Source organism: Candidatus Koribacter versatilis Ellin345 (genome assembly GCF_000014005.1).
GTDB lineage: Bacteria > Acidobacteriota > Terriglobia > Terriglobales > Acidobacteriaceae > Korobacter > Korobacter versatilis_A.
On sequence record NC_008009.1, the window covers coordinates 5,196,353 to 5,211,926 of the forward strand.

General features: G+C 60.1%; 10 protein-coding genes. 4 read left to right on the top strand and 6 right to left on the bottom strand.

The window, feature by feature from the left end; all coding sequences use genetic code 11:
• Positions 1-65: 65 nt before the first annotated feature.
• Both ACID345_RS22785 and ACID345_RS22790 read left to right on the top strand, forming a co-directional pair.
• Positions 66-632 (top strand): hypothetical protein, encoded by a 567-nt coding sequence (locus ACID345_RS22785; protein ID WP_041856012.1) that lies wholly within the window; start codon positions 66-68, stop codon positions 630-632.
• 127 nt (positions 633-759) lie between these two features.
• Positions 760-1,779: an IS110 family transposase gene (locus ACID345_RS22790; RefSeq protein WP_011525181.1), complete on the top strand. Its 1,020-nt coding sequence runs from the start codon at positions 760-762 to the stop codon at positions 1,777-1,779.
• Between the two features lie 390 nt (positions 1,780-2,169).
• Here the strand turns inward: ACID345_RS22790 and ACID345_RS22795 are convergent, their stop codons facing one another.
• From ACID345_RS22795 to ACID345_RS22810, 4 genes are all read right to left on the bottom strand, one after another.
• Positions 2,170-2,754, bottom strand: coding sequence for a hypothetical protein (locus tag ACID345_RS22795; RefSeq protein ID WP_011525182.1), 585 nt, complete (start codon positions 2,752-2,754; stop codon positions 2,170-2,172).
• Between the two features lie 166 nt (positions 2,755-2,920).
• A complete protein-coding gene (locus tag ACID345_RS22800) occupies positions 2,921-4,405 on the bottom strand; it encodes a hypothetical protein (RefSeq protein ID WP_011525183.1) in 1,485 nt (494 codons plus the stop codon).
• Positions 4,406-4,414: 9 nt separating this feature from the next.
• Positions 4,415-5,923 (bottom strand): right-handed parallel beta-helix repeat-containing protein, encoded by a 1,509-nt coding sequence (locus tag ACID345_RS22805; RefSeq protein WP_011525184.1) that lies wholly within the window; start codon positions 5,921-5,923, stop codon positions 4,415-4,417.
• An 18-nt stretch (positions 5,924-5,941) separates the two neighbouring features.
• Entirely contained in the window at positions 5,942-7,513 is a 1,572-nt protein-coding gene (locus tag ACID345_RS22810) for a hypothetical protein (RefSeq protein WP_011525185.1), read from the bottom strand.
• 402 nt (positions 7,514-7,915) lie between these two features.
• Here ACID345_RS22810 and ACID345_RS22815 point away from each other — a divergent pair, with 402 nt between their 5' ends.
• Together ACID345_RS22815 and ACID345_RS22820 are read left to right on the top strand one after the other, a co-directional pair.
• Positions 7,916-8,578, top strand: coding sequence for a PadR family transcriptional regulator (locus tag ACID345_RS22815; RefSeq protein ID WP_011525186.1), 663 nt, complete (start codon positions 7,916-7,918; stop codon positions 8,576-8,578).
• Positions 8,575-9,585: a hypothetical protein gene (locus ACID345_RS22820; protein WP_041856013.1), complete on the top strand. Its 1,011-nt coding sequence runs from the start codon at positions 8,575-8,577 to the stop codon at positions 9,583-9,585. Before ACID345_RS22815 ends, ACID345_RS22820 begins: the two co-directional genes overlap by 4 nt.
• A 235-nt stretch (positions 9,586-9,820) precedes the next feature.
• Here the strand turns inward: ACID345_RS22820 and ACID345_RS26030 are convergent, their stop codons facing one another.
• A complete protein-coding gene (locus ACID345_RS26030) occupies positions 9,821-12,637 on the bottom strand; it encodes a protein kinase domain-containing protein (protein WP_011525187.1) in 2,817 nt (938 codons plus the stop codon).
• 96 nt (positions 12,638-12,733) lie between these two features.
• Entirely contained in the window at positions 12,734-15,481 is a 2,748-nt protein-coding gene (locus tag ACID345_RS26035) for a protein kinase domain-containing protein (protein WP_011525188.1), read from the bottom strand.
• Between the last annotated feature and the right edge of the window lie 93 nt (positions 15,482-15,574).

A 15,574-nucleotide genomic window follows, 5' to 3' on the forward strand; every position in this document is an offset into this window, starting at 1 on the left:
GTGATAAGGGCTGTTATCGCCAACAATCGTTGGAACCGCCCGTAGTTGAGCAGTGTCTATAGGTTATGCACCTGAAAATGGGTCTCGTGTTATTGGCGCTCATGACGATTTCCTGCGCGTGTTCTCGGAGTGGGTTTGAGCGCGAGAATGCCATCGCCCGTTCCCACAATCCTGTCGGAGTCGAACTGCACATCCAAACCAAGAACCACAAACGCGAGTTCTCAGCCGGAGAGAAATTGCAGTTCGAGGAGTTCTACACATCAAAATATCCGGGACAGTGGCACATCGAGGTGCTTGAAGGCGTCAACGGACCAGCGAACACAGACGTCGTTTACATTTTTGATGGCAAGAGGTCATGGACGAGTAGCGTGAATCAGTCATCCATCGCGTGCTGCATGACGCGTCACGTTTGGCTGGGATTGGAGCCGACACGGGTTCCTTATAACGCGCACCCGGAAGACATCTTCGGCGGCAATCCCGAGTATCGCGAGTTTGCAGTTCCTGACACTCCTGGAAAATACGAGATTTACCTCACCAGTGACCGCCTGTATTCACGAGATGAAAAGACGGAAACCTACTCCGGCAAAGGGACGCGCATGACGTCGGACATAATGAGCATCCGTGTTCGATAAACGAACACGAAGACGCGAAGCGACTTTTCGTTGGCGGTAAATTGATTGGATAAGGACGAAGGCTTACAGCCGACGCGGTATGTTCTTTGGTTGAGGACCAAGAAGAACCGGGTCAGGAGAAGCCTTCATGATGATTGTAGGGTGTGATTTCCATCCTGGCTGGCAACAAGTTGCCGTTTTCGATTCAGAAACCGGCGAGATCAGAGAACTGAGGCTGCACAACGAGAGCGGTGAGGCCGAGCGCTTCTATCGTTCGCTTCCGGTGCCAACGTTGGTCGGGCTTGAGGCGTGTGGCAACACGCAGTGGTTCGAGGATCTGCTCGATCGTTTGGGACACGAAGTGTGGATCGGGGATGCGGCAGCGATTCGCGCCAGTTACGTGCGCAAGCAGAAGACGGATCGACGCGACGCTGGGCACATTCTCAAGCTGCTGATCGAGGGCCGCTTTCCTCGACTGTGGCGACCTAGTGCGGCGGAGCGCGATGTGCGGCAGTTGCTCATTCATCGCGATCGCCTGGTCGGCATTCGTTCCCGCGTTAAAAACGGACTGCAGCACTTGATGCTGAACAAGGGCAGGCAGATGAAGTTCAAGCTGTGGAGTGAAGCCGGCCAACAGCAGCTCCGAGAGTTGCCGCTCGAAGGATGGGCAGCACAACGACGGAAAGACCTGCTGCATTTACTCGGGCAGATCACCCCGTTGATCGAAGAGCTGAATCGTGCAGTGGAGCAGGCCGCCTATGCAAATGAACGTGCACGGTTGCTGATGACACAACCGGGAGTCGGTCCGATCACGGCGCTTGCATACGTTCTGACGATGGGCGATGTCTCGCGGTTCAAGCGCGGCAAGCAAATCGGCAGCTATCTAGGGCTGATTCCATCCGAACACAGCTCGAGCAAGCGGCGCCGACTGGGATCGATCAGCAAACAAGGCAGCCCGTTCCTCCGCATGTTGCTGGTGGAGAGCGCGCAAACGGTGACCCGCTTGGACGAAGGATTTCGAAAGCAGTATCAACATCGCTGTCACCGCAAGATGAAAGCCGTAGCTAAAGTGGCGGCAGCGAGAAGGTTAGCCGTGCGACTCTACTGGATGCTGCGTAGCAACACAGCGTATCCGGAGATCGCTCGCATCGAGGGCAGCCCGAGGTAAGGTGTGGTCGGCGAAAGCCAGACCGTGAAATTGATTGGGCACTCTCGCATCCAGACCGATCGCTGCAGAAGACGGCGCTTCGCGCCTTGGAAAACGCTGCGCGTTTCCCACTTCCGCACCGATCCGGCGGCTGGATGTCCGAATGGAAAATCATGGTCGAAGTTCAGGCCGAATAGATGGATGGTGGAGCGATAGGCCCACCGTAAGTGATTCAACGTGGATGCTCGGAACTCTTGGTCCTCACCCAAGTCCGGCGGTCACGCGGTGTCACAAACACTGAACGGCACAGTTCCGTCTTGACAACGCCTTCGTCCTTATAGACGCCTTACCGCAAGTAATCCCGACGTGGCACGATTACTCAAAATCCCTTACTTCCTTTGAGCTCGCTCATCACGATGCTTTGCGACGAGGTCTGGGCCGTGGGGTGGTGGCTCGAGCTACCGGTTTTACGAGTTCGATTTTCTGTCCGACGGCAGGCGCATTACTGGCTTCGGCTTCCGCGTCGTCCACATGGATGTGAAAGACCTGCAAGGCTCCGCCCATCTCCGTAAGGCGAACGATGAGGTTGACGGCCTCGCTGAGCCCGATGGCCGGAATATCACGGATATCGGCGGTGAAACTGATCTTGTGTCGGGCGGCGCCGGCGGGGGCGTGCGCGGCCGAAAGCTGCCACAGCCGTGCAACCGCAAGGATGGAGTGGCTGCCGCAACCGCGACAGGACTCGTGCGGACTGTCGGTAATGGCATCGCAGTTGGCGCAATACACCGCATTGACCAGCGGGATTGCGTTCAGAGATCCAATGTTGGCGCCAGCGACACGCGGGGCTTTCGCGAATGTGCCGGGGGCCCAAAACCTGCTCAGCCACGTGGGTGGGAAAAGCCATGCGACACAGGCGATTGTGCCAATCACAAGGCCCCATGGAGCGGTGTCGACGCAAATGATGACGAGGAAAACGAAACCTAACAGACGCAACATAAAACACCTGGGACGGTGGCACGACGAGGCGTTAGTTAGATGCTTACTCCAAATCGCGAGCGAGGAAACTGGCAAAACCGGCAGGGACAGGCAGCAGCTCTGGCCAGAGATGCTCACCGGGCAAAGGGCGCCCGCAGCGCGAAATCGCGGGGCCATCGTCAGCCGCCTACACTTTGAACTCGCGAATCGCGTCCCCGGCGCCGCTGAGGTTCGCGAGGCGCATCTCAGAATACTTGCGCGATAGGAGCACGCCGGAGGCGCCGGCGCGGAGTGCCGCGAGAACTGCGGCCTTTACGCTTTGCGGAGTGCACTTGCTGTTCTCGGGCTCAGTCGGGATATCGATATCGATGCCGGGCCAGATCCGGGTGTTGGTGCCGGCAACTCCTTCCAGCGCGCGTTTCGTTTCGCGGAAGACGTAGTCGGCGGAAAGTCCGGTGCGAGGGATCTGCTCGTAGCTGCCCTCCTTGAGTCCCATCAGCGCATAGTTCATATCGAGCAGGCCTTGTTTCGAGAGATCGCCATAGAGTGTCGAGCCGATATTGTCCGCGTAGAGCGCCATTCGCTCGCCGCCGCAGTTGTTGTACATCACGACCTTTATGAAATCGGAATACTTCGCGAGCTCCTGCAGGTCTTGTTCCGCGCGATAGATGGGGTTGAACGAGTTGTTGTGCCAGATGTGCCAACCCACCGGCACCGCCGGTTTCGCTGCTTTGACGGTCTTGTAGATGGCGGCGTAGTTTTCGCGAAGACCATCCGTGAAGAGCATTTCCCAGGCGGCCAGTTCGGGATAGCGCAACAGGATCCGCCAGAATTGAACGTAGTATCCGTCCACGGGGCGCTTGCCGCCGCGAGACGCGCGAACGAATTTTTCCAACTCAAGAAATCCCTGCCGTGCGCGCTCCGGGTTGATGCCGCGCTGCTTCGCCTTGGCCTGACAGAACTCGCAGAAGCAGGTCACCTCTCCGGGATCGATTGGCGGCGTGTCGTGGGTGGCGCCCAGACTGTCGGAAAGCGCGCCCTGCCGTTCCGAGCCCCACATGATTCCGTCAATGTCGTAGGACCGCGCGTAGTCTTCGACCAGGCCGGTGAAGAAATTTCGATAGTCGGGATTGTTGACGCAGAGCGTCTCGGTGTTCCGCCCGTGGAGGTCGCGTTCCTGGACCTTCGCGATGTTGGGCAGGTCGGTGCGAAACACGTCCTCCAGCCAGCAGATGACTTTCATGCCACGCTTCTTCGCGGCGGGGAGAACTTCCGCCAGGATGTCGAGGTTGCCGTGGTCGGGCGCGCGCGTTTCCTTGATCACCGTGTTCTTGTAGAACTCAGGATGAGGCGTGGCGAAGTTCCCGCCGTGAAAGTTGAGATCGTACTCCTGCTTGCCGTGATCGGGCAGCGGCTGTCCGTGAATCTGCCGGCCGGCAATGCCGCGGCCGTAGGTGAATACCGCAAGAAACAGGGTATTCACGCCGGCGCGCTCCTGGAGTACATCCAGGACTTTCTCCGTGCCTTCGTCCACAAACGAAACTGCGCCCACCTGGATGCCGATCATTTTGGAAGAGACATCGCCAAGTGCGAAATTTGGCAGAGCGAGGGCAGCGCCGGTGCCAGCCGCGAGCTTCACGAACTCGCGGCGATTCACGTCGAACTTCAACATGCGCGACTCCTATTTTCGTTGGTAGCAGCCGATGTCGATGTTGCCAGATTTCGTCCGCGGCGAGCCGTCAAGATCCAGTGCTCCCACCGGCATTCCGTCAATGGCTCCTGCGGCGATGGCCTTAGAGTCTGGCTGCAGGTGGAAGTCCTTCGCGGCAGCGTCGACAAAATGGGGATCCTGAAAATGCGAATTGCGGTCATTGCCGCTGGCCTGCGAGTACTCTTCAAATCCCGTCACAGTGGCGGCAGTGTTTTTCCACGTGCTCGCCTTGGCACCGGAAGCGCAGTAATAGAGGTTGTGATCGATATTCGCGGGCGGTTGGCCGGGCTTGACTTCAGTTTTGAGAATCGTCATCAGGCACTGCGGCCCGGCGTACACGATGTTATTCGCGAAAATATTGTCTGCCATGTTCCATTGCATCTGGAACTCACCGGAGCCGGTGGCCGAGGTGTCGTCGTCGTAGAGCGTGTTGTTGATCACCGTGCAGTGCTCGGTGTGTCCGCGCTGCGGATCGTAGCCGCCGATGGAAACACCGGCGGTGTGGTTGTGATAGACGAGATTGTTGCGCGCGATGACGTAGCTGGTGGCGCGGTCCTTGTGCTCACTCGCCAGCTCGATGCCGAAGTCCACATCGTGAACTACGTTGTGTTCGATAAGGATCCGGGTGCCGCCGTCCACGTAAATGCCGTCGGAAGATTCATCGTTACGGTAAGCGGGATTGCCCTTCGAGGTGATGTTGTAAACCAAGTTGCCACTGACGAGCCCGTCGCGCGCCTGGTCCACCGCCGGGTCGGGCGCGGTATGCTCGAAACCGATGACGTCGATGCCAATGTTGTTGTTGTCGTGCACAACGTTGTGCGTGATGCGGAAGTTGGTGACGTTCCCGTTCACCACCACCGACTCGCTCGAACCGGTCTTGAGGTGATGCACCTCGTTGCCATCGATGACCAAATCCGTGATCGGAGTTTTGGCGCTGGTTCCGTACACCGCAATGCCAAACGCGTTGGCGCCGTGCCCCGGACCATCGCGCCCTTCAAATGTCTGCTGAATGTGGTGGACGTTGTTCTTCAGCAGCTCGATGTGAGAGCCCGCGCCCATTACGTCGATGCCTAGCGGAGCGAGGTCATGCTCGGCGGTGCGGAAGTTGCGAATCTCAAAGCCTTCGACCCGCACATAACTCTGGTCGTGAATCGTCAGTACGCCGGTCCTTCCGGGCGGCGTGATGTGCTCGGCCTCGAGGATCGCCGCCTCGCCGGGATAACTTCGAAACGTGATGAAACCATCGCTGGCGTTGCCGGATGCGTGGAGGCTCACCAGCTCTTCGTAGGTTCCGCCGCGCACGTTGACGGTACTGCCCGCGCGCGCCGTGTCTGCGGCATGTTGAATGGTGCGCCACGGCGCTGCTTGCGTGCCGGCATTTGAATCCTTCCCGGTCGTCGCAACGTAGAAAGATGTGTTCGGCTGGCCATATGCTGCGCAGACGCACGCAAGGAACGCGAAGAGGATTGAAATTTTCATGGTCATCTCCCTGTGCCTCTACACCAACGGCTGATCGGGTTTGTAGTTGTGGCGCAGCGTCAATGAGCCATCGGGATTGACCTGCCGGCACGCCCATCGGACCGGATAACGAACGCCCTTCACTTCGAGTTCGGCTTTCAGTCGCAGGCCTTTCCAGTCAACGCCCGCAGGCAGTTGGAGCATGGCCTGATGAATGCCGATCGGCTTCGGATAGCCGGCGTCGACGCAGCCGGAGAAATGCACCTTGCCATCTTCGCTCAACACCGTGAGCCGCAGCACGCCCGGAACCGGAGCGATTCCGTCGTTCGCCAAGCCCACCACCAGCCCATGCGCTCCGTCGCGAACGAACGTCCAGATAAATGACGGTCGAATGCGGTAGCCGATCTTGCGGGCCATCTCGTCAATCGGCGCCGGATATTTCTCGTAGTAGCTCAAGAGATTGTGGGCCGAGAGCTTGTGCCAGTTCCAGAGCGACAGGTAGTTCACGCCGACGTCGGCCGCGTGGGTAATGATCTGCTCGTTGTAGGTGATTCCGTCCTGGTCGATCTGGAGTTCTTTGGGATCGCCAGTGGTGAAACCAACTTCGCAGATGGCTGCCGTCCACGGCGGACGGTAACTCAACGCCTCGATCTGCGTGTTCTCAATAAAGATCGTATCGGTGCGCAGCCAGTTGCCGGTACGGACGGTGCGGTCGAGCATGTCGGCATTGCCCACATTGCTGAAGTCGGGCTGGGTGTTGGTCGCCAGCGGAACTTTTGTCCAGAGCTGAAGTTGCAGTTCGAGCATCTGCATCCACGTTTGCTCCGCCACCAGCGCACTCGGGAAAGGATTGCCCTCGTACGGCCAGGTGTGGCCCTCGCCCCAGAAGCCGTACATCATGGTGTCCATGAACTCGACCTGCGGATGACCGTTGTACTCGGCGGCCAGCAGTTCGTTCAATTCGCGAAACGCCGCCTGGTACGCCGGATGGTCGTAGCGCGGCACGCGGTTATCTTTCTTGTAGCGCTGCTCTCCGGAACTCCCCTTCCACTCACCTTTGAGCTTTACGTAGGGAACCTTGTTAATCAGAAAGTCGGGCATGCCCGGTTCCGGCGAGTCGGGGTTTTCCAGTTGAATGCGGAAGCCGATGCGCTTGTCGTAACGGCGGGCGAGGTCGAAGGTCTCCTTCCAGTATTCCGGAAAGTCGAGACGGCCCGGTTGTTTCTGGATCTCACGCCAGTTGGGACGGATGTAGATCTTCTGCGCGAACGGCAGCTTGATCAGGTCTTCGAGAGCTTGCGCCTGCGGCTGGCCGGGGACGTTGATCGGGCCAGTGTCGTCGGAGACATAAACCATCAGACCCATGCCGTAATTGCTGACGATGTCGCGCGACGACGAAGTGATCATCGAGACATCGCTCTCGGGAACTACCGCGCATGGACCGTACTGGGGAAATGGCCCTTGATAAAGCCGGTCGGGAACCGCAGGCCCCGCTCCCCAATCGTATTTGTCCCAGTTGTGTTCTGGTACGGAGGCTTGGCTGGTGGCCTTCAACAAACCTAGGGTCAATCCCGTGGCAGCGGTGGACTGCAAGAACCTGCGTCGATCCATGAGCTCTCCGGCGAGCGCAAAGTTTGGCAAGAGCGCGCGATGCCGGAGATAGTACATCACGAGCGTTAGCTTGTGAAAGTATTTGAAAGATTTCGCAAGTAAATCGCGGCGGAACGGAACCAGTACGCATTCCCGGGGGCCGGAGATCGGTTCACCACAGAGGCACAGAGGGCACAGAGAGGAAAGGAATAAAGACCTCTGTGTCTCTGTGCCTCTGTGGACCAAACGCTGCCCGAAACTCCACGGCACGTCACCGCGGTGATGCCTCGAGTTCTTCGAGAGAAAGGTGCAGGCGTTCGTGTGGCAGTCGACGGTTCGGGGATTGCCACGTCGCTGCGCTCCTCGCAATGACAGGGGCATGCTCCCTTGACGATCTGTGATATAGTTCATATGAGCTAATTCATGAGAACTAAACAACAAGAACGCTTCGGTCTCTGGGAACTCGCGGTGCTCGCGCTGCTGCGCGAGGCGCCTATGCACCCCTATCAAATGCAGAAGCTGCTGCGGCAGCGCCACAAGGACGAGATCCTCTCGCTGAAGCGCGGCTCGCTGTATCACGCGATTCACCGGCTGGAGGCTGCGGAGTTGATTGACGCAGTGCGCACGGCACGCGATGGCAAGCGGCCGGAGCGGACTACCTATCGCATTGCGGCTGCGGGGAAGAACGCACTCCAGGAGTGGATGCAGCAGATGATCGGCGTGCCTAAGCAGGAGTCCAGCGACTTCATGGCCGCGCTGAGTTTCCTGCCGCTGCTCACCGTGGAAACAACCACGAAGAAATTGGCGGAGCGGGCTGCGGCGCTGGAGGCTGAGATCGCAGGCATGGCGGGGGGTATCAAGGTCACGGCTGAGTGGCTCCCCCGGATACACCTCGTCGAATCCGAATATTTGCTCGCGATGCGGAAGGCGGAGTTGGCATGGGTGCGCGGCTTGGAGGCCGACCTACGCAGCGGCAAGCTCGCTTGGGACGGCGAAGAAATCCTGAAGAACCCGCACGTGGTGAAGGCGCGCGAGGACGCGGGCAAAGATGCGGAGCCCCGCCGCGCTGGAAGGAAATCGAAATGAGTTCACCCAAACGCTCTACGCTCGCGCCGGCACTCACGCTCATGGTGCTTGCGCCGGTGATTGCCGAGGTGATGAGCGGCGCTACCCGCCTCAGCTTTCTCTTCGCGCTGCTGCCGGAAATTCTTGTTTGGGGCGGCGGCGCGCTGCTCATCCGCGAACTGGTGCGGCGCTGGGGCGGCGGGTGGACGAGCATGCTGCTACTTGGACTCGGCCTCTCGATGGCCGAGGAGTTCCTCATCCAGCAGACGTCGCTGGCGCCGCTGCCATGGCTCGGCAACGCGGTGCAGTACGGCCGCGCGTGGGGCGTGAACTGGATCTACTTCCTCTACATGCTCGGATTCGAGAGCGTGTGGGTCGTTCTGGTGCCGGTGCAGATCACTGAGTTGATGTTCCGCGATCGCCGTGAACAGACCTGGCTGCGCACCCGCGGGATAATCATCGTCTCCATCTTCTTCGCGCTCGGGTCGTTCGTGGCGTGGTTCGCGTGGATCAAGCAGGCGCGGCCGAATGTATTCCACGTGCCGCCCTACAATCCTGCGCCAACAACTTTGCTCGCGGGATTTCTTGCGATCGGGCTGCTCGGCGTTTTGGCTTACGTCCTGCGCAATGTGCGCGTGGTGCCGCGCAGCAACGGCAAGCACCTATCTCCGTGGTTGGTCGCAATCTTCACTGCCGTGCTCGCGCTTCCGTGGTGGTGGCTGATGGTCCTCATCTTCGTGCCGGGACAGCATTTGCCGTTCGGCATTGCGATGGCGCTCGGCGTGGCGTGGGCCGCGATTTCCTACTTCGTCATCTCGCGCTGGACAAGCGCGGCGGGATGGAGCGACATCCATCGCTGGGCCACCGCGTTCAGTGCGACGGTAGCCATGATGGCGATTACCTATCTCGGGAGCAGCACGTGGTCAAAGACCGACCTCGTGGGAAAAGTGGTGGGGAATGTAGTCATGGTGTTCCTACTGGTATTGCTACTGAAGAAACTCAGAGCCTTGTCATCGCGAGGAGCGTAGCGACGCGGCTATCCGGATGCGGTTCGCTGTCTGACAACGGCTTGAAAGTCTCTCTCGAAGATCCTGACGCAGTATTGCAGGGATCAACATTCTCGGGATTCCCACGCTGCGAACGCTACGCGTTCTCCGCTCGGAATGACAGGTGGCGAGGGCCTAAGCGTTCCCAGCGACGATAGGGGTCCTTCGACTGCGAATCCGGATCGTTATCCGGATTCTCCGCTCAGGATGACAAGGGCTACTTCTCTTTCAGCAGCACCACATCGGAACTGGCGTCGGCGCGGGCGATGGCGAGGGTCTTGCCATCGGGCGACCAGTGGAAGTTGGAGATGAGTTGCGAGGTGAAGTTCGTGAGTTGGTGGCCGGGCGTGCCGTCGATGGGCTGGATGAAGACGTTTTCGACGCCATGCTCGCGGACGACGTAGGCCACCGATTTACCATCGGGAGTGAAGGTGAGCGTGTTCGCCAGGCGTCCACTGGAGATGCGCGGATCGGCGTTAATGATTCGCTGAGCAGCACCGGAGCCGTCCAGCGTAACGAAGACAATCTTCTCTCCCACGTGTCCCTGGGCATCGGTGCTGATCTCAGCGTTGAAAGCTAGCAGTTTGCCGTCGGGCGAAACAGCGTGGCCCACGCCGATGCCGAACCCTCTTTCTACCTCACTGCCGGGCACGGTTTCCTGTTTTCCGCCGTCGATGGGAACCCTGGCGACGGTGGCTTTGCTCGTGGTCGGTTCGAAATAAACGGTTTTGCCATCGGGTGAACAGTTGGGGCGGCCGTCGTAACTGCCATCCGTGAGCCGCAGGGGATTGGAGCCGTCGAGATTCACCCGCCACACAGGATAGCTGTAGCCGCCGCCATGAAAGGCCCATTGCAGCACGAAGTATCGGTCGCCGCAGGGTGCGAGTTCCACGATGTAAGCGTTGCCATCTCCAAGCACCGTCGTGGTCGCGGCGCCCGCAAGGTCAGTGCGACGCAGCGTCTGGTCGTCACTCACGAGCAGGCTGCCATCCGGGTTGAACGCGAAAGTGTGCGCGTTCTCAACTCCGGCGACCGATTGCGGTGGCGCGGCGAGCGCGTCGTTGGACATCGCTGCTGTCCAAAAAGTGCGGGTGACGCGCTGTTGCACGGCGGCGATCGTCTTGCCGTCGCCTGAAAGCGACATGCCTTCATAGGAGTTGGTGTCGCGGGTGATGGGCACGACCTGGCCTGAGTCCGAGAGCACGCCGATCTGCGATTTCGTGTAGTTGGATTTGTCGAGACCTCGGATGAGCAGCGATGAACTCCCCGGCAAACGCTCGAGCTCTTGCACAAGCGTAGAGGTTTGAGCAGAGAGAAGGCTGGCTTTCTTGCTCGCAATTTCGATTTGCCGGATTTCACTCAGCGCAGTTTTAAGCGTGAAAATGTTGTAGAAGAGGCGCTTGCCGTCCGCTGACCACGCAATGCTTCGTGGGAGGTCCACCGCCGACCCGATATACACCGTCTCCTCGTTGCTGCCGTCGAGGTTGGCGATGAGGAAGTACAACTTGCCGACTTCGGGATCGTTGCCGCGGAAGTAGGCCATCTTCGTACCGTCGGGCGAGAACGTGACGTTGCTGTCCACATCCTTGGCGAGCACTTGCGGCGAGCCGCCGAGCACGGGGATGCGGAAGATGTCCCACTCGCTCTGCGCTGCGCTGGAAGCCTTGCGGTAATAGATGTAGTTGCCGTCGGGCGAGAACGTGAGCGTGGCGTAAATGACGGGAGACGGCGGCAGGACCTGCGTATCACTGCCGGTGGGGACGTTGCGCAGCCACAAACTGCGGACGCCGTTGTCGTCCTGCACGCTGACGACGTACTTGCCGTCGGGCGAGATCGCCGACTGGCGCGCTTTGCCGGTGTTCGTCAGTTGCGCAACTGTGAAATTCTGGAACGGCGCCTGCGCGCTGCGTGAGAGGAACTCGTAGATCCCAAAGCCGCCCGCACCGAGCAGCCCCAGCGCGACTACGGCTATTCCTACGAGTCCGAACTTATGCTCGCGGGCCACGGCGATCACGCTCGAACTACCCGTGGAATGCGAGGGCGCAGAAGCTTGAGCCACGGGCGCGGCGCTCGCGGAAGACGAAGGCGGAACATAAGCGGCACTGACACGCGCGGAACTTGCTTCGGTAGTTGGGGCCGAGGCCTGGCGCGGCGCGGAACTGCTGTCGCGCTGCAGGCGCTTGAGGTCGCTGCGCATTTCGGACGCGTGCTGATAGCGCAAATCGCGGTCTTTCTCCAACGCCTTTTGAATGATCTCTTCCAGCTTCGCCGGCACCTTCGGATTGAAGCGCAGCGGCGGCAGCGGATCGCGATTGAGGATGGCGTCGAACATCAGCGCCGACGTCTCGCCCTGGAACGGCAATGCACCGGTGACCATTTCGTAGAGCACGGAGCCGAAGGAGAAGAGATCGCTGCGCGCGTCGAGTTCCTTCCCCTTCGCCTGCTCCGGCGACATATACGCGATGGTGCCGAGCGTGGATCCGGGACTGGTGAGGTGCTCGTCTTCCACCGCGAGTTCGGTGGCGGTCATGGTGTTCGCGGACGGCACGCTGGACGCGCTGCGCGGCGTCACCTTCGCCAGGCCGAAGTCGAGGACCTTGGCATGGCCGCGTTCGATGACGAAGATGTTCGCAGGCTTGATGTCGCGGTGGACGATGCCCTTGGAGTGCGCAGCGTCGAGCGCATCGGCGATGTCGATCGCTAAAGTCAGCACCGTCTCGAGGTCCACGGGCTGGCTGTTGATGCGGTGCTTGAGGGTCATGCCCTCGAGGAACTCCATGGCGATGAAGCCTTGCCCGTTGTCGTCGCCAATGTCGTAGATGGTGCAGATGTTGGGATGGTTGAGCGCCGAGGCGGCTTGCGCCTCACGCTGGAAACGAGCCAGGGCCTGCGGATCGCGGGCGAGTTCGGGTGGAAGAAATTTCAATGCGACGAAGCGATGCAAGCGCGTGTCTTCGGCCTTGTACACCACGCCCATGCCGCCGCCGCCCAGTTTTTCGAGGATCCGGTAATGCGAAAAGGTCTGCCCGATCATTTAGTGCGAAGTGGCTCCCAGGGAGGTTTGGCAATGGTATGGAGAAGCGGGGGGCGCGTCAATGAAAGTTGCGCGTCGGGGCGCCGGGGAGCGTTCTCACTTCTTGAGTTCCGTCTCCCAATTGGTTACGAGCACGACGGGCGCGTTGTTCTCCATCACGGAGTTCACGAGCAGGAAGCGTCCGTCGCGCGTGACATCGTAGCCGTTCGCGGTGATGGAGTCGCGGATCGTGGTCTGGAATAGCGTCTTCGGCGCACCGATCTGTGGAGAGTCTCCCCTCAACTGGATGTCGACGGAGATCAAGTGTTGCGAGTTGTCGAGATAATAGAGACGCTTCCCGTCTTTGCTCCACAACGGCTGCGTCGCGCCGCTCTGCGACACCTGGTACTTCGCCCCCGGATGCGGAAAGCGCGTGAGATACACCTCGGAATGGCCCGATTCGTTCGACTGGTAGGCGAGCCAGTCGTTGGATTCCGGCTTTAAGGACGCTTTACTGTACGCCGCGACAGAATCGAGCACTGTGAACGGCGCGTCGCCGCTGCCCAGCGGTAATGCCTTCAACACCTCATTGTTGTTGAGGCTTCCCGGGATAAGTTCTTCGTACAGGAGCCACCGTCCATCCTTGGTGGTTTCGACCGGAAGCACATCCCCGTCAATTTTGAGCAATGTGCGTTCCGGTGCGGACCCGTCAGCCGGCACGGCACGGATTTGCTCATGCCCGTCTTTGTCGGACTGGCCGAAGTAGATGGTGCGTGCATCCGCCGACCAAGTCGGCATGTCGACAAAGACGTCCCCCTTGGAGAGTCGCGCACGGGCGCCCCCCAACAGGTCCCACATCCAGATGTCGCTATCGCCGGTGGCGGAGGACACTGGAGTGACCACGCGCGTTCCATCCGGTGAGAGGCGCGTGGGCCCGTAATAACCCGGCTCCGAAATCTGCGCACCCGGTTTACCGGATGCATCCGTCCAGACGTGGCGGTCTCCGGTCTCGCTGGAGCCCGGCTGATAGAGAAGAATCCCTTGTTGCGATACTGAAAAGACGCCTGCGAACGTTACCTCGTCGGTCGCAAGCTTCCCGACAATCTGGATGCCCTCGCCCGAGGTCTTCGCATTCTTCGGGTCGAAGCGCCATGCCAGCAGAGAACCCGTGCGGTCCACCAGGAGCCAGCCGGACACGTACCGGGTCTCGTAAACGCCCCCATGCATAATCAGTGTGTCCGTACTCTGATCCACTGACCCCACGCGGAGTTCATTGTGGTCGCTCGAGTTTCCTGTCTGTACGCGGAGGTACAGGAAATGTTTGCCGTCCGGAAGGAAATGCGGCCAGCGGTCGGTACCGCCTTGCACCGTAACGACCATCTTGGTCACCGGCGTTGCGGCGCCGCCCGCGGCGTCCACCTCCATCAGCGGTCCACCAGTGTTCGGCGCGAACACAATCGTGTTGCCCGCTCCCCAAGTTCCGCCGCGACCTTCGGGCGCGTCCGCGATGGCTACCGGAGCTACGCCATTCAAATCCACGCGCCAGAGCTTGGCATGCGCGAAGAAAGCGAGCGAGGTTCCATCTGGTGACCAGAAGGGCCGAAAGCCCTCCGCTGTCCCCTGCACCTGCGTCGCCTCAAGCTTGTCCAGCGAACGCACCCAGATGGAATTCTGCCCGTCCTTACGAGCGACGAACGCCACCCTGGTTCCATCCGAGGAAAGTTCCGGAGGTCCATTGCGGTAGAGGGTTTCGAAAACCATTCCGTTTGGTGCCACGAGGTTGGTGCGCATCACGCGTGGCTGCTTCTGCGTGGACATCAGAACGCCCGCAACCAGGAGCGCCGCGAGGATCGCGCCCGCCGCTGCCGCCAGCCACAGCCCGCCGCGCGGTTGCGGCTTGCCGGCGATCGCTTTCGCGCTGGCTTGCGATCCCGACTTCGCGATCCACACCAACTGCAGTTTCACATCATGCGCAGTCTGGAAGCGCTGGTCGGGATTCTTCTCCAGGCACGTGTGCACTGTGTACTCCAGCGCGAGCGGCGTAAGCGGCTGGATGGTGCTGATGGGCTCGGGATCTCTTTCGAGGATGGCGGTGAGCACGCTGAGCTGCGATTTGCCTTCGAAGGCGCGGCGTCCGGTCACCATTTCGTAGAGCACGCAGCCAAGGCTGAAGATATCGCTGCGGGCATCTGTGGCCAACCCTTCCGCGGCCTCGGGCGCCATGTATTGGAATGTGCCGACAATGGTTCCCTGCTGCGTGAGTCCGGCGGCGGGTGCGCGCAATGCGGAAACATTCATGGTCGGCGTGTCGGGTGTGTGGGTGCCTGCAGTGGCGGCTTGTGCGCCCAAGACGCCTACGGCCTTCGCAAGCCCGAAGTCGAGAAGCTTCGCCCCGCTCGCGGTGAGCATGATGTTACCGGGCTTGAGATCGCGATGGATGATGCCCGCGCGGTGCGCCTTCTCCAACGCGTCGCAGACCTGGATGCCGATTTCGGTCACTTGCTTCAGCGGCAGCGGCCCTTTTTGCCGCCGGGCTTCGAGCGTTTCGCCTTGCACGTATTCCATGACGAGAAACGAAGTGCCGTCCTGGGTGCCGATGTCATACAGCGCACAGATATTGGGATGGTTGAGCGCAGAGATGCTGCGCGCCTCGCGTTCGAAACGCTGCCGTGCCTCGGGATTCGCGGAAAGATGGGCAGGAAGAATCTTGATTGCGACGATGCGATCGAGCCGGGTATCGGTGGCGCGATACACCTCACCCATGCCGCCCGCACCAAGCGGCGACTGGATTTCGTAGGGTCCAAGCTTCAGACCAGGGTTGAGGGCCATGAGGGTGGCAGGATTATAGCGCGCTGGACTTCCCATTCGGAGATTTCCTGGGTGCGGCCGTCGTTGGAAACCACAGAGGCACCGAGACACAGAGGAATTGAATTCTGGAATCTCTGTGACTCTGCGGTG